The 18,211-nt window shown below is 65.3% G+C and carries 20 protein-coding genes; 6 read left to right on the forward strand and 14 right to left on the reverse strand.

Going from position 1 to position 18,211, the window contains the following annotated elements; genetic code table 11:
- Positions 1-504: 504 nt before the first annotated feature.
- A complete protein-coding gene (locus VXD91_RS21075) occupies positions 505-2,487 on the forward strand; it encodes a cellulase family glycosylhydrolase (protein ID WP_346416292.1) in 1,983 nt (660 codons plus the stop codon).
- A gap of 64 nt (positions 2,488-2,551) precedes the next feature.
- Here VXD91_RS21075 and VXD91_RS21080 read toward each other — a convergent pair whose 3' ends face one another.
- On the reverse strand, positions 2,552-3,091 hold the full coding sequence (locus tag VXD91_RS21080; protein ID WP_346416293.1) for a hypothetical protein: 540 nt from the start codon (positions 3,089-3,091) through the stop codon (positions 2,552-2,554).
- 2 nt (positions 3,092-3,093) lie between these two features.
- Positions 3,094-3,366 (reverse strand): hypothetical protein, encoded by a 273-nt coding sequence (locus tag VXD91_RS21085; protein ID WP_138249714.1) that lies wholly within the window; start codon positions 3,364-3,366, stop codon positions 3,094-3,096.
- Between the two features lie 258 nt (positions 3,367-3,624).
- Here VXD91_RS21085 and VXD91_RS21090 point away from each other — a divergent pair, with 258 nt between their 5' ends.
- Together VXD91_RS21090 and VXD91_RS21095 are read left to right on the forward strand one after the other, a co-directional pair.
- Entirely contained in the window at positions 3,625-3,822 is a 198-nt protein-coding gene (locus VXD91_RS21090) for a hypothetical protein (protein WP_346416294.1), read from the forward strand.
- Complete coding sequence (locus VXD91_RS21095) at positions 3,819-4,013, forward strand: helix-turn-helix domain-containing protein (protein ID WP_346416295.1); 195 nt, start codon at positions 3,819-3,821, stop codon at positions 4,011-4,013. The genes VXD91_RS21090 and VXD91_RS21095 overlap by 4 nt, the downstream gene beginning before the upstream one ends.
- Here the strand turns inward: VXD91_RS21095 and VXD91_RS21100 are convergent.
- From VXD91_RS21100 to VXD91_RS21115, 4 genes are all read right to left on the reverse strand, one after another.
- The gene (locus VXD91_RS21100; protein ID WP_346416296.1) at positions 4,010-9,007 is read right to left on the reverse strand and encodes a hypothetical protein; all 4,998 of its coding nucleotides are present in this window, start codon (positions 9,005-9,007) and stop codon (positions 4,010-4,012) included. The two genes, VXD91_RS21095 and VXD91_RS21100, sit on opposite strands and share 4 nt — an antisense overlap.
- 224 nt (positions 9,008-9,231) lie before the next feature.
- Positions 9,232-9,954 carry a hypothetical protein gene (locus VXD91_RS21105; protein WP_346416297.1) on the reverse strand — a complete coding sequence of 241 codons (723 nt, stop codon included), beginning with the start codon at positions 9,952-9,954 and terminating at the stop codon, positions 9,232-9,234.
- Positions 9,955-10,060: 106 nt separating this feature from the next.
- Positions 10,061-10,843: a hypothetical protein gene (locus tag VXD91_RS21110; RefSeq protein WP_346416298.1), complete on the reverse strand. Its 783-nt coding sequence runs from the start codon at positions 10,841-10,843 to the stop codon at positions 10,061-10,063.
- 25 nt (positions 10,844-10,868) lie between these two features.
- Positions 10,869-11,630 (reverse strand): hypothetical protein, encoded by a 762-nt coding sequence (locus tag VXD91_RS21115; protein ID WP_346416299.1) that lies wholly within the window; start codon positions 11,628-11,630, stop codon positions 10,869-10,871.
- A 332-nt stretch (positions 11,631-11,962) separates the two neighbouring features.
- Between VXD91_RS21115 and VXD91_RS21120 the strand changes: the two genes are divergently transcribed.
- A complete protein-coding gene (locus VXD91_RS21120) occupies positions 11,963-12,451 on the forward strand; it encodes a hypothetical protein (RefSeq protein ID WP_346416310.1) in 489 nt (162 codons plus the stop codon).
- A gap of 4 nt (positions 12,452-12,455) precedes the next feature.
- Here VXD91_RS21120 and VXD91_RS21125 read toward each other — a convergent pair whose 3' ends face one another.
- The 8 genes from VXD91_RS21125 to VXD91_RS21160 all read right to left on the reverse strand — a co-directional run bounded on the left by VXD91_RS21125 (position 12,456) and on the right by VXD91_RS21160 (position 16,708).
- The gene (locus VXD91_RS21125) at positions 12,456-12,842 is read right to left on the reverse strand and encodes a hypothetical protein (protein ID WP_346416300.1); all 387 of its coding nucleotides are present in this window, start codon (positions 12,840-12,842) and stop codon (positions 12,456-12,458) included.
- Positions 12,835-13,125, reverse strand: coding sequence for a transposase (locus VXD91_RS21130; RefSeq protein WP_346416301.1), 291 nt, complete (start codon positions 13,123-13,125; stop codon positions 12,835-12,837). The genes VXD91_RS21125 and VXD91_RS21130 overlap by 8 nt, the downstream gene beginning before the upstream one ends.
- A gap of 193 nt (positions 13,126-13,318) precedes the next feature.
- Entirely contained in the window at positions 13,319-13,633 is a 315-nt protein-coding gene (locus VXD91_RS21135; RefSeq protein WP_346416302.1) for a flagellar hook-length control protein, read from the reverse strand.
- Positions 13,630-13,968: a hypothetical protein gene (locus tag VXD91_RS21140; protein ID WP_346416303.1), complete on the reverse strand. Its 339-nt coding sequence runs from the start codon at positions 13,966-13,968 to the stop codon at positions 13,630-13,632. The genes VXD91_RS21135 and VXD91_RS21140 overlap by 4 nt, the downstream gene beginning before the upstream one ends.
- Positions 13,969-14,125: 157 nt before the next feature.
- Positions 14,126-14,323 carry a hypothetical protein gene (locus VXD91_RS21145; protein WP_346416304.1) on the reverse strand — a complete coding sequence of 66 codons (198 nt, stop codon included), beginning with the start codon at positions 14,321-14,323 and terminating at the stop codon, positions 14,126-14,128.
- A 255-nt stretch (positions 14,324-14,578) separates the two neighbouring features.
- Positions 14,579-15,607 carry an AAA family ATPase gene (locus VXD91_RS21150; RefSeq protein ID WP_346416305.1) on the reverse strand — a complete coding sequence of 343 codons (1,029 nt, stop codon included), beginning with the start codon at positions 15,605-15,607 and terminating at the stop codon, positions 14,579-14,581.
- 200 nt (positions 15,608-15,807) lie between these two features.
- Complete coding sequence (locus VXD91_RS21155) at positions 15,808-16,092, reverse strand: hypothetical protein (protein WP_346416306.1); 285 nt, start codon at positions 16,090-16,092, stop codon at positions 15,808-15,810.
- 403 nt (positions 16,093-16,495) lie between these two features.
- Positions 16,496-16,708 (reverse strand): helix-turn-helix domain-containing protein, encoded by a 213-nt coding sequence (locus tag VXD91_RS21160; protein ID WP_346416307.1) that lies wholly within the window; start codon positions 16,706-16,708, stop codon positions 16,496-16,498.
- A 60-nt stretch (positions 16,709-16,768) separates the two neighbouring features.
- Between VXD91_RS21160 and VXD91_RS21165 the strand changes: the two genes are divergently transcribed.
- On the forward strand, positions 16,769-17,377 hold the full coding sequence (locus VXD91_RS21165; RefSeq protein WP_346416308.1) for a hypothetical protein: 609 nt from the start codon (positions 16,769-16,771) through the stop codon (positions 17,375-17,377).
- Positions 17,378-17,379: 2 nt separating this feature from the next.
- On the forward strand, positions 17,380-18,211 hold an 832-nt coding region (locus VXD91_RS21170), incomplete at its 3' end, for a tyrosine-type recombinase/integrase (RefSeq protein ID WP_346416309.1).

The raw sequence follows: 18,211 nt of genomic DNA on the forward strand, positions 1-18,211 counted from the left end.
GCATTTGGTGCCCGCGTGCGGATACTCCGCTGACGGCGAAACAGCGGCCCGCTGCGCCACCTCTCGGGGGCCGTCCGCAGTGGTTGCGAGACCCCTAATGGCCAGTTGCTCTGGCCAATTAGAGGTGCTCGCTGAGTGGGAGATTCGTCGGTACTGGGCGTCCCTTCGCCGCAGCCGAAAAGTACGTATGCCGCGGATCAATATCAAAATTGCCAAATATTCTACAGTTGCGTCGAATGGTGAACTTCTGTGACTAAAAAACCCTATGAACTGGGATAATGGATAGAAAATGCTTGCTCATAGCAATTATGCAAACCGATATTGATTAGCTGATTGCGTACATACCAGAAGTATTTAGGCCATCTCTACATTTGCCTAAAGTGCATGATCGGATTATTTCGATCAGATTTCGGATTTGCGCCTTTCAAATTGTTGTCGGAGCAGTAAATTAACTGCCACGCGTCGTCGCTGACTGGCGACGACCAGGGCGGAAAGGGGACTGCGGTGAACCGTCTGGTCCGTGCTCTCATGCTGAGAGTCGTTGTCGTATTGATGCCGTTGGCAGTCATCTGCACCTACAGTCACGTCGCACCGACGCCGCCCCGGTCGGTCGCGGTCGACGTCATCCCCACCGCCGAGATCGATCCGGAGTCGTCGAGCATCGGCATCGCCGACTCGAGCCTCTATGGGCTGTCGCCGGCGGAGATCGACAAGACCTTGACCCAACTGCAGTCGATCGGGGTGCAGAACATCCGGGTCTTCGTCCCGTGGGCGTTGATCAAGATGACGGGTCCCAATGATCTGGCGAATGACGCCAACTGGACCCTCATGAACAACGTGATGGATGCCGCCCGCGCTCACAACATGGGCGTGCTGGCCGTCATCAGCCACACGCCCTTGTGGGCGGCGCCCAGTGGGACGATCCCGGGTGCGGGCGCGCCCGACCCGGCCGTCTACGCGGACTTCGTCAAGCAGGTGGCGACGCGGTACGGCGACGTGATCTCCGCGTACGAGGTCTGGAACGAGCCCAACAGCGCCAGCTTTTTCCAGCCGATGGATCCCGTCAAGTACACCGCGATCCTGAAGGCCGTCTACACCACGCTCAAAGGTGTCAACGGGACCGGAGGTGTCGACCCGACCTCCACCGTGATCGCGGGCGCGCTGGCGCCGTTGCAGGACTTCTTCGGTCTCACCTCGTCACCGCAGACCTTCCTGGCTGCGATGTATGCCGCTGGCGCCCAGGGCTTTTTCGACGCCATCTCGGTTCACCCGTACGAGTTCAATCAGGTGCTGAAGTTCTCGCAGGGCGCGTTGAACCCATTCGCGGCGCTGTACCAGGTGCAGCAGATGCGGGCGATCATGGTGCAGAACGGTGACAGCGACAAACTGATCTGGGCCACCGAGTACGGCTTCCAGACCGTGCTCGACCAACTCGGTGTCGTCGATCCGACCAGCAACCAGCTGCAGGCCGATTTCATCCAGGACTTCATCACCACCTGGCGGGCGCTGACCTACACCGGCCCGTTGTTCATCTACACCACGCGCGACGGCGTGCCCGGCACGGACACCGGTTACGGCATCTTCCAGGCCGACTGGACGGCGAAGCTGGCCGTGAAGGTGATCTCGGACGCCATCGGTCTGCCACCCGTCATCGTCTCGCCGATCGTGGCCCTTGCCGAATTGATCCAGAAGGCGGTGGCCCAGTTCCAGAAGGCGTTCGCATCGTTCACCACGTCGCTGCAGACCGCGTTCGCCAATGCCGTCAAGGCGTTCCAGAGCCTGCTGTCGGGCATCTTCAAACCCGCTGCGGCGCAACCGACTACCACCGCGAGCCTGGCGCCTGCTGCCGCGTCGATCAGTTCGGACACTCTCTCGGAGGCCAACCGGGCGGCGACGGAACTGAAGTCTCAGGTGGGCGGCGCGAAGGACACTGCCGACCATGTGAAGGCCGGCGACAAGTCGGAATCGGGCGACGTCAAGGTCGTTGACGCTGTTGAGCACGAAGCCGCCGGCGCAGTCGATCCCAAGGCCGTGGAAACCAAGGTCGACGATCCCAAGGCCGAAGCTCCCAAGACCGAGGACCCCAAGGCCGAAACTCCCAAGGCCGAGCAGCCCAAGGCGGAGACGCCGAAGGAAGAGACCCCGGCGGAAGAGCCCAAGGCTGAAACTCCCAAGGCCGAGACCCCGAAGGCCGAGACCCCGAAGGCGGAGACGCCGCAGACCGATTCGCCTGCATCGACGGAGCCGAAGGCCGCGGCCGAGTCCAAGAAGCCGGCCAAAGACGATGCGGCCCAGGACAAGTCGACCGATGGCAAGGCTGGTGACAAGGCGGGCGCCAAGGGCAAGTCGGGCAAGAAGCCGGGCAAGACAAAGAAGCCGGCCCCCGCTGCCAGTGAACCGTCGAAGCCGACGGGGCGGTCCAACAGCGACACCGGTGGCAAGACCTCGGCGACGGACGGCAAGTCACAGCAGCACCAGGGCGCATAGCCCGGGTCTGAGCGAGGCCTCCCTGGCGTGTCAGGCGCCGGGGAGGCCGCGCAGTTTGTGCGGCTCAGACCGAGTAGATCGGGGCGCCGATCCCGGCCATCGTCGCCCGGAGCCGGTGTGCGATATCCCGGTCCAGCGCAACGAGATTCGCGGCGAAGTGCCGGATGTCGGCGGAGTGATCGTCAGCCATCGACTCGCGCGACTCGCGTTCCCGGGCCACGAACCGGTACCTGACCTCCGTCACCGACAGGTCTTCGGCGACCGTGAACTCGTTGGTGCGGGCTTCGTCGATTGCGCCCAGCGCCAGTCGTTTGACATCAGAGAGCGACGCCGCGCCCGTGTGCGCGATATTGGCGGCGGCCCGCAGTGAGTCGGCCGATCCACGGACCTTGACCAGGTCGCGCCACGCGATGTCCTGCGCGTTCTCCGCCGCGCTGCCTTCCCACGTGGTGCCGCCCGGGCGCAAGGTGCCCTGCCAGACCTCGTGGAACGAGTTCTCCCACAGGTCGGCGGTCTTGTTCCATTGCGCGGCAGCGTCGACCAGGTGTTGCACATCCCAATCGGTGATCTGCGCCAGCGTCGGCAATTCCAATTCGGCCATCATGGCTATTCCGCCAGTGCTGCCGAGGCGGCGCTGTCGGAGTCTGTGTAAGCGCGTCCGGCGGCGGTCAGTGTGGCGGCAACAGACCAGATCCGTTCGGCATGTGCGGCGGACGCCGCGTCAACGCGCGACTGGATCTCGGCGACGACATCCGCGGTGGACTGACCGGCGGGCAGCGGCGCACCGCTGATGGTGTGTGCCGACAGCGCCTGGGCATGCTGCTCGAGTTGGCCGGCAACGGCGAACAATCCATCCGCAGTGACTCGCAGTGCCCCCATGCCTGCAGTTTAGCGGCGAGATTTGGTGCCCTCGGTGAGATTCGAACTCATATTTCGACTCGCCGACTACCTGCGCAAACAGAGGAATGGCACAACCACCTGCGAATAGTTCCTTATCCGAGTTCAACCCGGCTTAGCGCAGCTTGGCTGAGTCTGTAGCCAAAAAGTAGCCAATCGCTCGCCCGTTCGAGCATCACCAAGAAAGGGAGTCACCATGACCACCACATCGACTGCCTCCACCGCACTGGCGGTGATCCGATGAGCTGCGACCCCGTAGCCAACCTGTTGGACGAACTCGACGAGGCGCTCAATGAGCTCGACTACGACGTCCTGACCGAGAATGACGTGCTTCTGATGCTGTCCGCGACCCTGTACGTGCGCGACCACCAGCCGAGGAAACCGCTGCAGGGGCGCCCCCACCTGACCCTGATCAGCGGGGGACAGGCAAGCCGATGACCCGCCCGTTGTTGACCGTCGATCAAACGGCCGAGATGTTGCAGGTAAGCCGCGCCACGGTATACAGGCTGTTCTCATCGGGCGCGCTGCGCTACGTGCAGGTGGGCGCGCACCGGCGGGTGTCGGCGGCCGAGATCGACCGGTTCATCACGGAGAACACCCGGCACGTGGTGGAGGTTCCGCCCGATTAGTCGAGCAGGGCCAGGATGCTGCGCCGCACTTCATCCGGGCTGGCCTGTGCGCCGTGCAAGTGGATGCCTCCCTCGACCGTGACTCGCTTGCTGGTGCCGGCGTTGGCGCCGAAGTTGGCGCGCACCATCTCTTCGAACAGGCTTGTCTGCCGGGGTGACAGCACCCGCTCGGGTTCGACGGTGGCCTTCGGCAGCATGCCCATGCCGTTGGCGACGCCGCCTTCGTCGAACGCCAGGAACGGCAGGAACGTCGTCAGCAGGCCGCCGATGCCGCCGGTGAGGATGGGGTTCAGCAGCTTGCCGAAGATGCCCATGAAGCCGTCGGTGAGCAGCCCGACGATCGGGCCCGTCGCCGCGCCCGCGATCAACTGCGCGATCTCGCCGCCGATGTTGATGCCCGCCTGCCCGCCGGACGAAATCAGGCCGGACACAAGGTTTCCGGCGATACCGGCGGCCGGGGCGGCAGGCGTTACGGCCAGGCCGCCGGACACAGCCCCACCGGCAGCCGATGCGCCAGCGTTGAGCAGCGTGGACGCGATCGCCTGCGTGATCGGGATGACGATCTTCTGGATGATGAACTTGATCAGGCCCTCAAGGACCTGCTTGAAGATGCGGACCCGCTCGGCGACCACCGTCTCCTCCGACGACCCGGAGCGGTCGACCAGGCCGCTGGTGTCGCTCATCAGCCGGCCGGACGCGTTGAAGGCCTTGAAATCGCCTCGGAACTGCCGGAAGTCATCCGACATGCGGTTCATGGTGTCGCGGACCTGGATGTCGACGCCGATGACCTTCAGCAGAATCTTGATCAGCACGTTGACGATGTCGCCGATGATCGGCACCTGGGAGACGCCGAACCAGTCGGCGCCGACGGTGTCGTTGCCGATGCCGCCGCCGGAGGCGAAGCCCCGCATGCCGCCGTTGCGGTGCAGCGCGGCGCGGAACGCGTAGACGCCCTGCTGGCCGCCCATCGCGGAGACGTCGCGGGTGGTCAGCATGTGCTCGCCGGGCATGCCGAGGATCGGCACCGAGTCGCGGCCGGCGATGCCACCCCAGATCGCGCCACCATCGGCCAGGCCGGGGATGACACCGCCGCCACCGCTGGCGCCTTGCTGCGCGGCCTGACCGGCAGCGGCCATCGCGGACTGGACCGCCGACTGGATGATCGGCTTCAGCACCGACTCCGACAGCTGGGTCTTGATCTGGTCCAGGACGGCCAGCATCTGCTGCTGGCGGGCGTCGGCGGCGGCCTGGGTGTCGGTGAAGGTCCGCATGATCAGCGCGGCGGTGTCGCTCATCATCTGGCCGCCCGCGGTGAACCCGGGGCCGCTGTTGGTCATCACCTGCCCGTTCCACCCCTGGCGGGTGAAGTCCGGCACTGTGTAGCCGGCGAGCGCGCCGACGGACAGCGGGTTGCCTTCCTTCATCAGGGTGCCGGTGCGGACGGCTGGGCGGTCCTTCGTGCTGTTCCGCTCGAGCTGGGTGCCTTGGTCGATGCCGGTGATGATCGACCCGACGGCGTCGGCGGCGGGCCCGCCGGCGGCCTGCAGGGCGTCGCCGAACAGTTGGCCGCCGATCTGACCGAACGGTCCGTTGCCGCCGGGCCCGGACACGATGTAGACGGGCACGGGGCCGCCGGAGTAGCCGAGCGGGTTGGCCCCGAAGCCCGCGCCGCCGAGCGGCATGCCGGTGACGGGCCTGTAGAACTGCTGCGTGAACGATGGGTCGAACGCGCCGGTGCCGCCGACGCCGCCGCGTGCGGCCGCGGAATCGCTGCCCCAGTTGAACGGTGTGCCGTCGGGGAGGGTGGCCTGCATGTGGCCGCCGTTGAAGCCGACGTTGAACGCGCCAGGCATCGCGCCGGGCAGGAACCCGCGGGAGGTCAGCCACGCAGCAGCGTTCCCGGTGGACATTTCGCGGCCGCCGGTCGGCATGCCGTCCATCAGGTTGACGAGGTCCTCGACGCTGCTCGAGCAGTCGGCCAGTCCCTTGGTGAGGTCCGCGGCGCCGCTCTGCGAGTACCGGCCGGGAGGCACCTGGGACAGCAGCGCAGCGTCGAACCCGCCAGCGGCTGGCATGGCGACGGCAGCGCGGCCGGTGAACTGCTGCTGTTGGAACTTGGTGAGCGACTTAACCAGCGACGTGTTTGTCGAGTCGAGGACACCGCTGTAGCCGCCGCCGGTGAGTACCTGCTGCACGAGCCCGGCGATCGCGTCGTCGCTCATGCCGGTTTTCTTGTTGCGGGCCGCGGTGATGGCGGTGACGACGGGGCTGTTGACGTTGAGGCCAGACCCGGTGAGGTCGGCGGTGTTGCCGGAGCGGGCGAACGCCGACAGCGCCGCGGCGAGGGCGGGCAGGTTGCTGCCGCCTCCGCCGGTGAGGAACTGGCCGGCGCCGCCCTTGGGGACGAGGAGCTGGCCGTCGCCGTTGAATCCACCCCAGTCCATCAGGTTTGGGTCGCCGCCGAGCGCCCGGATCATGCCGGCCAGTGCGCCCTTGCCGACGTCGCCGCCGAACGGCTTCGCTTTGGGGCCGAGGGCCTGCGCCATCTGCGTGGTGTTGTCGGCGGTCGTCGCCAGCGCGCTGCTGCCCCGGCCGACGAGGGCGTCACGGATCTGGGTAAGCAGACCGATCACGCTGTTGTCCGGCGCTCCGAGTGCCCCGTCGGCGCCGACCACACCACCGGCCGCGTAGCCGCGGCGGCTCAGCCCGGCGCGGAAGGCGCTGTTGACGCGGTACAGCCAGCCCCCACCGAGCGCGCGCATAGCCTCTGGGATGACGACGCCTTCGCCGCCGGACATCGGCACCAGCATGTTGTCCACGCCGGGGCTGTAGCCAGGCAAGACACCGCCGTCGGCGCGTGGCGGGCCCAGCGGCGCCGAGCCTGGTACCGCGCCGCCAGGCATCGACGTGACGATCGGGACCGTGATGGTCTTGCCCTGGTACGACGCGAACAGGCTCTTGATCGCGCCTTCGGCGGGAGCGGTGTTCGCGTCGATCGTGAACTTGCCGTCTGGCAGCTGCGTGATTTTCAAACCCAGGTCGGTGACCTTTTTCAGCACCTCGGGGGTTGGGTTGACGATCTCGAAATGACCATCGGGCAACGTCTTTAGCTCGTCGCCGAGCTTGTTGATCGCGTCGCCAGTCCGCTTCGCGTCGTCGAGCATCGACTTGAACTGGGCGTCGAAGTTATCGGCGGTGATGCCGGGAATCTGCACCTTGCCGGACGTGATCTGGTCCTTGAGTGCCTGCTTGGCGTACTGAGCCCCGAGATCGTTCGGGTTGGCGAACTGAGCGGTCAGCTTCCGAGGGTCGAAGACGTTCTCGCCGAAGAACTTGTTGTACAACTCGCGCCGCGCGGAGTCGTTGGGTGCCGCATTGAAGGCGTTGGTGAGTTCGCCTGCGCTCTTGGAGAACTGGCGGTCGCGGCGTATGCCGTCGATGACGAGGCCAGCTATGGCGCCGATGGCAGCACCGGGCAAGTTGCCCAGCGCGTAGCCGCCAGCCGCGAGGCCACCGACGGTTTCCAGTGACGTTCCGGTGCTTCCGGCCGGCTTGCTGAGGGCGTCGATCGTCAGGCCGGTGCTGGTGGCAAGCCAGCCCAGCTTGCCGAAGAACCCTCCGCCCTTGCCGCCACCCTTGCCGCCGCCGAAGAACCCGAAGTTGCCGCCCTTCCCGGGCGCGCCACCTCCACCGGGACCACCGCCGAAGAGGTTGCCGATCCAGCCCAACGTCTTGAATGCCGCGAAGGACGTGACGGCCGCCGACACCAGGCCGGGCATCGACGCCAGCCCGTGTGTCACCGCGCCGATAGCGGGGAGCAGCACGTCGCCCCACTGTTGCAGGCCCTTGAAGACGTCGCCGATGACGCGTGCGACGTCGCCGAGGATGGGAATCCACTCCGACAACCGGTCGCGTGCGTCCTTGAAGAAATCGCCCAGCTTCTGCTGGCCTTCAGCGGATCCGAGGAACGCGGCTAGCCGGCCGGTGCCGTTCTCCAGCATCTTGAAGAACCCGCCGTCGCCGCCGGCGGCCTGGGTGATGCTGGTGATGATCTTGCCGACGTTCAGGAAGCTCTCGCCGAGGCTGCCGACGGCTTTGAATCCTTGGTCGATCCATTTGTCGAGGCGCCCGTCTGCGGCGGCTTTCGTGATGAAGGTGTCGAACCGGGTGGCGACGGCGTTGAGGCCGTCGGCGAGCCGGGGCAGGAAGTTGGAGCCGGTGGTGGCGAGTTGGCCGAGTCCGTGGATGATCGGCTCGATGGCTTTGTTGGCGCGGTTTTGCGCGTCGGCGGTGTTCCCGAAGATGCGATCCAGGAAGCCCTTCGTGGAGTTCGACCCAGCGGCGCCGATGAGCGACTTGAAGGTGCCGTTCCACGCGGTGGCGATGCCGCCGAGGCCGGTCTTGAACGTCGGCAGCATCTTGCTCGAGAAGTCGGTGATCGACTTGCCGAGGCCATCGAACATGTTCTGCTGGACGACGTCTTTGCGGAGCTTCTCGAACTCCGGCACCAGAGTCCCGAGGGACTTGACCGTGTCCGCAGCGGCTGGCGAGAGGTCCTTCAGCGCCTCGGCGGCTTTCTTGATGTCCTTCGGGTCACCGGATTTGGCGGCCTTGTACATCTCGTCGATGGCGTCGCCGACGCCCATGAAGCCGAGCTTCGCGGTGCCGACGGACGCGGCGATACCGGCGAACACACCGGGCAGGGCGAGGCCGGTCTGGGCGATCTGTTGCACGGCGCCAACGAGATTGGTGACCACCAGGGTCGCGGCCGGGAGCCCGGACGCGGCCAGACCACCTGCGCCGAACAAGCTCGGCACCAGCGCTCCGCCACCGCCACCTCGACCACCGCCACCGCCACCGCCCCCGCCAGATCGGGCTACGCGCTCAGCCGCGGCCTGCTTGGCGGCCGATATCTCCGCCGCACGCGCCAGCCGCTCATAGTCCCGAATCTGACTATCGGTCGATGCCTTCGACTCGGCTGCCGCACGAGACATAGTGCGCGACAAGCTCGAATGCGCCGACTCCACGCGCCCAATACCCTTCGAGGCATCCGCCGCTGCCTGGGAGAGCCCAGCGAAACCGCGCGTATCGATCTGGCCGAGCTGTCTACTCAGATCCGCTAGCTGTGGCTTGATGTGCCGCAGGACTGCTGCATTCAGCTTCGCGCCAAGACCGGTTCCGTCGATATCGACGCCAACGGTGATGGTCCCCGCTGTGGTCACCGCGCCGGCACCTCACGGAGGCCAGCGCGAATGTTCGCCAACTCAAACCCGTGTCGGGCTTTGTCCTTCGACAGGCCCAGCGCCGTAGTGACATCGCTGTGATGGATCACCCCGGTCTGTTCCAACTGGATCGTCAGAGCAGTGATCGCCGGCCACAGCCGCAGTACCAGAGGAAGTGCAGCCATCGGATCTGATCGCTCACAACGTGCGAGCGACATCCGGTGAAGGTACTCCGCATCGGAACCCGACTCCGCCAGGACGGCCTCCACTTGGCCGGCCGTCGGGGCCCGCCCATGCAACAGGATCGCTTCCGCCACAGCACCGGCCGCTGCAATCAGCGGCTGACGCTGCTCAGCCTCGACGCCGAACGGCAGGTAACGGCAATAGCCTTGCGCGCCATTCGACAACTTCATCCCGGGCGCAAACGACTCGGCACGATCGATCTCCGCGCCGCACAGCACACCAACGGCCGCGTGCGCGGCTTCATGCACCGCGGTTCGCAAGTTCGACACCGAAGCCAGATGCGCCGCACGGCTCACCCGAGGTGCGGGCGTCGCTGCGACGCCCGCTGATGCCGTCAGCGCCTTGGGAGGGGTCTCAGTTGAAGTTCGACCCTTCGGCGCCGCAGGAAGGACAGCTCTGCGCGCCATTGCTCGCCTGATGAACGCCAAACGCTCTGCACGGTCGGTGATTTCAGAAATCACCTTTGCGCTGGTCATGCGGACTCTCCTAAGTTCGTGCTAGGAAGTGCTGTCACGATCGGCGCCGGGGCAGTGAGGCCCGCAGCCATCCACCACCCCGACGCCAACCGCTCCGTCACCCACGTCAACTGACCGTCACCGCACCAATGAGCGACTCGTAGCCGACGACAAGACTCCGCTCGACGATCACCCCAAACCGGTTCCACTCCGGTTTCGTCGCCGACCGCGTGGCGACTTCACCGCGCCAGCCGTACGTCGGCGACGTCGCGACCAGCTTGTCACCGAGTGCCGTGACATAACCGCCGCCGAACACCCACGTATGACCCAACGGCGTCTTGAGAACAGAGCCAGACCGCACCAGCAACTGCGCCTGCGCCGCAACGGAGGCGAGACCAGGGCGCGCATGTATGAGGCCGACGGTGTTCGTCTCCGCGAACGCATCCTCAAGCTCCCCAACGGCTGCCACCAGGCCCGACACACTCGGCGCGCTGGCAGCGTCCAGCAACATCCGGGCCGCGAACTCCCGCTCCACTGCCACCTGCTCGAGCAGCCGTAGATTCTGATGCGCACGAGTCCTGACCTGGTCCTGAGACTCAACCGTCATGTCGCAGTGGTCCTCAGCCCACACAGTGATCGGCGCGAACGGGTCGAGAAAAGACTCCGGCGGGCGTTCACCTTCTTTGACGTCCGTCGGCGCCTCTTGAGTGCACCAATCCGCACCCCAAACGCCGAACGCTTCCTCGCCGCCGTAGTTGTGCGTCCAAATCTGCACACCGCGCGGCAACCACCGATACGGCTCACCCTGGTCTGCCCACTGCGTGACGGCATACAGGCCACCGGGCGATGGATTCACAAGCGGCGCATCAAAGATCACATGGGGCGGCCCACTCAGAATCTGAACACTCACCGGACTACTTCCTTTCGATTACCCATCACGACAAACCCAACTGGCGCAACGCATCCCGCGTCCGATCAGACTCAGCCGCAGCCGCCCGCTCCGCCTCCCACGCGCGGATACGCCGGTGCGCCTCCTGATTCCGACGAAGCTTGGGAATCTCCTCGGCCAGGAGTCGCACGTAGTGGTCAAACCCGCGCGCATCCGGACCGCGCAATGCGTCGGAAATCGCCCGATCCAGCACAGAGACCTTCCGCGGCGCCTGAGCCGCCACGAGCTCCGCCAGATCAGTGCTCAGCGGCGCCGCTATCGCGACCAAGCCATCAAGCCAGTAGCCAGTTCTCAGCAAGTCGTTGTCGACCGCCAGTGGTGCCCTGAACCCCGCACTAATCACCAACGCCGACAACCGCTCCCGCAGTTCGTCGTTCGCGTGCGGGACCATCGCCGCCACCAAATCAGCCCGCAGCTGGCACACCGCAGTCGCCACCGCGATGACCGCGTAGCCCGGAAACCACAAATCGGGTTGCCCAACCTCCAGCGCCCGCGGATCCTTCAGCGGCTCAACCGACACCAAGCGAGCGATCTCTCCGGCCAAGGGACCGCACTGGTCCCGCAGCTCGCTCGCCAAGTCGAAGGCATCGTAGTGCACCAAACGGCCGAATCCCTTGCGGCGCTCCTCCCGGGCCTCCAGCTGGCCAAACGAACACGACTCCTCCGGAGGAGCAGCTGGTCGGATCGTCCGATCCACAAATCGCGAGATCGGCACGCCGGCCTTCACCTTCCGCCGCGCCGTCAGCACGCCGCAGCCTTCAGCTCAGCGATCAGCCGATCAGCACCAGGCCGTGACAACTGACCTGCACCCTCAATCGCTCGATGCACCCGGTGGAACGCAAGCGCCGCATCGCATTCCACTACTCGCGGATCGTCATCAGGAACTTGCCGCGACTTCAACACTGCCTTGGTGGCCGCCCAACTGGACGCCGGCCGTGACGCCGGATCAACACACGTTTTCGCCATGGACAGGAGCACATCACCATGGGGTGCAACGGCGTATCGCCGATGCGGCGTATCGCCGTAGGTTGACTAAAATTTGGGGAGACAACCCGCTGGTTATGGCGCACAGTGGATACCATGACCAGCCCAGACTCTGAGCGGCCGAAGTCGAGCCCGGACCAGCAGGCCAGGCTGCGGGCACTCATCGACCTCGAGACGGCCGCGGTGGAAGCCGCCCACGTGGACAGTCTCCGCGCCCAGATGGACGAGGAGGCCGAGGCCGCGGCAGCCGTGCCCTTCGACGAGGACAACGGGCAGCCGCTACCCCCGCACGTGAAGGTGAGCCGGCCGAACCGAACCGCGGCCGACTACGAAGCCATGAGCCGCGAAATCGAGGCCGGAGAACACATCGCTGTCGGGGCGGTGGAGACGTGGCGCCACCACACACCGACGGCATCTGGTCAGCTCAATGACTGGAAAGAGACGGCCGCGCGGTTGGGCGGCATCGGCCGGACCCTGGTCTTCGAACTGTGGAAATCCGGCGAGCTGGGCAGCGTGACGATCCGGTCGCGCCGGTTCTCCACCGATGCCCAGATCGACGCCTACATCGCTGAGCTTGAGGCCTAACGCCCTAGTCGTATGGCAGGGCGATCGGCGGGATGTCCGCCCGTCTCGGGCTGCCAACTGCCTGCTTCAACCGATCCGCCACCAGCACCAGATCGAACACCAGTGCCTCCACCAGTGCCTCCCTTTCAGACGGGGCGCGCTTCTCGTGCTCGATCAGCCGCAGCAGCTGCTCCCGGGCGATCGTCGACACCGGCAACTCACGCGCCGCGGCCAGCGCCTCGAGCGCCTCAAACTCCTCCGGGTTGAGACGGACCTGCAGCACCTTCGACCGAGCATGGCCCGGCCGCGTCACAGAAACACGCTCCCGCACCGGCGGGGCCGTCTGATCCGCTTCGCCAGCTTCCACCTCGGCGCCGATCCGGGCGAGCCGGTCATCGAATGATTCACGCATCGTCCATGCCTCCCTGCTCGTAGTAGCGGCGGTCACGCGCGTTGGACTTCCACGCATTCGCGCCGTAGGTCTTGCCATCCTCGTGGCTGTAGACCGTGATGACGCTCAGGACAGCGCCCACGGTCGCCGAGTAGCCAATGGTGCGGGCGCTGTCGCCGGAGTTGCTGTTGTAGTCGGGAATGATGACAACACGGTCAGGGTCGGCGAGGGCCTCGTTGGCCTGCGCCGGGGTGAGGTTGCGCTTGGCGATGTACTCGCCTCGCTTGCTCCAGTCGACCGCCATGCCATAAGTGTATTACATGAGTAATACATACGTTCTGAATTCGCCAGCTGAGGGATCGGGTTGGCGGGCTACGATCAGTCAGGTGAATATCTAACTCACCGAGGGCAACCCGCCGACGTCAGCATCGTTGCAGGTCTACGGCTTTCGTGGCCAGGGTGTACGTCTGGCGTACGGCCTTTTGGCTGCGCAATGGCTACTGATCCTCGTCGTCGACGCCCTCGGCCAGGACGCGCTCGATCCACGAACCGCCCTCGGCCAGGCGTGTCACCGCCAGCCACTCGGCGAGCTCGTTGGCCGGGATGCCGCCCATACCGAGCACCTTGCGCGCCACCTGGCACTGCAACTCCCACAACGGATCCCCCGGGCCGGCGACCCGGCCGAACAGGCGCTCACACTCGCCGGCGACCATCGCGTCCAACTCGCCCGCCGGCAACTTCCCCGACGCGATGTCCTCCGCCACCGCCAGGGCCGCTTTGATGCCGCGCTCGGTGTCTTCCTTGCTACTCACGGGATTACCTCACCTTCGATTACAGGTAGCTGTTGACGCTCGTGACGAGCGGCTGCGATGGCCAAGAGTTGGCGTTCGGCTTCACCGATGACCGCCTTCATGTCGTGCGACACGCTCACAGTCACCTCGGTCCGCTGCGGAGCGTGCAGGCCGTCGAGCTTCGCCAACTGGTCAGTCGTCGAACGCAATTCACGAGACAGAGCCGCAATGCCGGCGGTGTCGCCTCTGCACTTCGCTCCGGCCAGCGATTCAAACAACGTCTGCTTCACCAGCATCAGCCCATCCGCCAGCGACCGGCGCGTCGACTCGGGCGACTCGCTCGTCTTCTCGTGCAACCGACGCACCGCCACCTGGGCCGCCTGCCGGCTCCGGTAACCGAGCTCGTCGGAGATCGCAGCCCACGTGTAGCCGCACGCCCGTAGATGCGCGGCACGCTCATGCCGAGCCCGCGCCTCACGCAATGGTCCGTTGCCCGCCATAGTCAACAAGGTGTCAACAAGGCGTGCAGCCGGGCTGGCTCGGCGGCTCGATGATGTCGGCGAGTTCGGCTTTTTCCATGGCGCTGAATGCGCCGCCGTGGAGGAGGCCGCGTGCTGCAGCTGCTTGTATTTCGTGGGCGAAGGTGCCGGGTTTGGTGTTGCGGTTGAAGAATCGGCGGCACATGTCGATGGCGTGCTGGTCGTTGTCCATGTTGGTGGTCCTTCTGTTCGGGTAACGCTTCGGGCGAGTTCTGTTGTGTCTGATGCCGTTCCCGTCCGCGTTCCCCCTAAAGGGGGAGGGGAACGGGGGAACGGGGGGTTCGGCGTGTTTCTGGGTAACGGCGGGGAACGGTTGGGGAACGGGGAACGCAACCCCCTGATCTGGCGCCCTCCAGGCTTTTCGGGGTAAACCGTGAAAAGGGTCCGAGCGAGTCTGAGCACCTTGGGTAGAACGAGTGCCGCCTGGTCACGACTCGTCGCCGGGAGGGTAGGGCTTGAGCAGTGTGTGTGGAGTCTTGAGCGACACGTGGCCGTCGCGTTGGAGGAGTGACAGTGCGTCGATTGCGTATTGGCGTTTGCCTCCGACGGTGGCGAGGATCGCGCGTTGCGACATCGGGCCGTGCTCTTTGAGTGCGTCGCTGATCTTGGCCATGAGTGCTGTTGGTCTGAATTCGTCGGGTTTGCTTGTGGGGGGCTGGATGTCGAACTCGCTGTAGTCGACGTCATGTGATGTGAGTTCGAGTTCGGCGAAGGTATGGAGGCCGTCTTTGCCTCGGAGCCCGTGCTTGCGCAGCTGTCCGGGTCGGTCTTTGGCGATGCGGATGGTGCTGCGCCCGGTGAGGCCGATGCCGAACGGGTCGCGGCTTTCGAGTAGCAGTGCGGCACCGTCAATGCCGTTGAGTTTGTGGACGCCGCCGATGGCGTAGCGGCCGCGGTTGTCGGTGGCTTTTGGTAGGTGGTCGAGGCAGACTGCAGCGGCGCCGGCGTTGGCGAGTCGGCGCGGCAGTATCCGGCCGAATTTCGCGACGTCGGCGTTGTCGTTGGGGTTGAGTCCGTGCATGGCCAGGGCTTCGGTGACTCCGTCGACGACGGCGAGGGTAGGCCGGGTGTCCATGACGGCGTCGCGGAGGTCGTCGATGTTGCCGAGGGAGTTGATCCCGTCGGTTGGCCGGAGGTAGATGAACCTGTCGCGGATGACATTGGGTGAAAGCTGTAGCGCGAGGAGGCGGCCCACTACGCCGCCTTCGTCGTCTTCGAAGTCGACGTAGAGCACGGCGTTGCCGGCGCTGAGTTCTTCGAATGCAGTGGACAGCATGAGCCACGTCTTGCCGGCTTCGGATTCGCTGGCGATGCTGTGCATTTTGCCGGGGTAGAAGATGCCGACGCCGTCGTTGCGGCGCCCGACTGTCGGTTTCGGGGGCTCCCAACCACCGGCGAGTACGGACTCGAGGTCTACTCGTCGCCAGGAGTGGGATGGTTCGTCGGTGGTGGTCATGGTGCTCCAGGGGTCGTCCAAGGCCTGGGGTGGGGAAGTGTCTGGGGGTTATGCGGATTTCGTCCGCAGGACGCAGGGAACGCGGCGGATCCGGCCCCGAGCGTCGACGCACCATTGGTTGGGGCCGGCGTCGCACATGGGGCAGGAGCGGTGGTGGGCGCCGTTGAATTGGTATGCGGCCCAACATGGCTGGGCGGTGCTCATTCGGCGTCCCACAGTCGGGACCAGCGGTTGAGGTTCTCGGTGGTCCAGTCGATGCCGAGCCGCTCGAACTTCGACTTGGTGCGCGACAACCAGTTGCCATGCGCGTCGAGGATGTCTCTCTCGAGCTCTTGGAACTTGAGGACTGCGACCATGGCCTCCTGGGTGAGGATGGAGCCGTCGTCGCCGATTCCGTCGACCATTCCGAGGAATCTGAGGCCGACTTCCCGCAGTGGCTCCTTCATGCGTTCGGGGAGCTGCGCCCAGTAGCGGGGCCAGTTCACGCGATCGTCCCGTCGGTGAGTTGGTGAAGGTGCTGGGCGAGTCGACGATCGCCGCCGCCGCGGCGCCAGAGCGCTTGGAGTACTTCGATTTCGAGCAGCGGTGTGTGGCCCTGTGCCAGGAGGTGGCGGGCGGCGCGGGCTGAGGCGTCGACCCATCGATCGGTGAGTGGTGGGTCGGTGCAGTCGCATGTCCAGGGATCGCGGCAGCCGCAGTCGAGCTGCTCAGATCGGGCCGCGGCTACGCGACGGCGGGCGAGTTGGCAGCCGAGTCGCGTCAGGGAGTCGCCCGATTTGTCGTGTTCGGCGCTAGTATCGGTGGTATCGACGTGGTGGTCGTGGTGGGTGCCGGTTCCTTCGGGGGCCGGCACTTCGCTTTCTGGCGGCCCCGTCACGTGCTCGCTCATCAGGCTTCGCCCGCGACGAGATTGGCCTCGAGGTACGCGGCAATGTCGCTGGCGCGGTACCGGATTCGTCGCCCGAAGCGGACGTAGGGGAGGCCTCGTCCGTAGTACCGGTCGACCTCAAGAGTGCCCTTGCTGGTGCCGAGGTAGTCGGCCACCTCTTGCGTCGTCATGAGCTGGTCTAGCTGTGCCGGATTTGGCTTTTTCGTACCCATGAGGACAGATTGGTAGTTAATTGGGTAGTAATCAACGCGAAGATTCGGTACTATTTATTCATGCGGAATCGACTCGATTTCATCCAGCCGGGAACGGTGGCGGGACAGATCACGACCGTGAGCCGCCTAGTAGGCAACAGTCACTTGCGCTATCGCGACGGTCCCGACGGTGAACCGATCGCCGAGGAGGTCCCTGGTGTCGACACGGAAATCACGCTATCGGGTCATCCGTTCACCTACCGAGTGCGCGCGGAGTTGACTAGCGATGGTCCGAAAGTCCTTGAACTGCAAGTTGACTCACCAGATCATGACGTCCCGATCACCCCGGATGATATGCGAAAGATCGCGAAGCTGCTGGACCGCCTGGCCTATGCGGCCACCAACGACGTCGACGTGTCCACGAGTTCGTTTCACCGCCCAGAGCAACCGCCACCCAAGCGGCCGGGCAGAAAAGGACACGGCGACGAGTTCTATGCCGAAGTGGCCGAGATTGCGAAGGCTGCACATCGCGAACGGCACATCACGGGAGAGAGCGTTCGCCAACGAATCGCGAGGCACTTCACAGTTAGCCTGCATTCCGCCGACAAGTACCTCGCCCGAGCGCGCCAGGCTGGACACCTCCAAGCTGGCGATCTTGGCGGTAAATCCCATACACACCACGAGGATTGACGATGGCCAGCATCAAGAAATACCCCACCAAAAAGGGTGAGCTCTGGCTTGTGCAGTACCGCACGCCGGAGGGGCGCGTGACGAAGCGGCGCGGCTTCGCGACCAAGAGGCAGGCCGAGGACTTCGCGGCCACCACCCACGTGTCCAAGCTCCGCGGCGAGTACATCGACCCGAACGCGGCCAAAGTCACCATCGGTGAGTTGGGACCGGAGTGGCTGGCTAGTCGTACCCACCTCAAGCCGTCATCAGCCCGCGTCGAGGAATCGGCATGGAAAGTGCACGTCGAACCGCGTTGGGGCAAAACGAAACTCGCAAGCCTGAAACACAGTGCCGTCAAGTCCTGGGTCGCGGACATGACGAAGGCGGGCAGCGGACCCGTCACTGTCACCCGGGCCTACAACACGCTGGCGGGGATCCTCGACGAGGCGGTGAAGGACCGCCGGCTGCTGACCAACCCGGCCCGCGGCGTCAAACTGCCCCGCAAAGTGAAGGCCGAACACGCCTACTTGACCGAATCGCAGGTGATCACGTTCGCCACGGAAGCGGGCCCCGACAAAGGCGTCATTGTTCTGTTGCTCGCCTACACCGGACTCCGGTGGGGAGAGCTAGCCGGACTGCACGTCGCCGACATCGATATGCTCCGCCGCAAGATTCACGTCCGGCGCAATGCGGTAAATGTCGGTGGGCGCGTCGTCGTCGGCACGCCCAAGACTCACGAGCGCCGGACCATCACGCTGCCGAAGTTCCTGGTCGAACTGCTTGCCCCGACGTGCCAGGGGAAGGGGCGCGACAGCATAGTCTTCGGCACCGACAATGGGACTTACCCGATGTCGC

Source organism: Mycobacterium sp. SM3041 (assembly GCF_039668335.1).
GTDB lineage: Bacteria > Actinomycetota > Actinomycetes > Mycobacteriales > Mycobacteriaceae > Mycobacterium.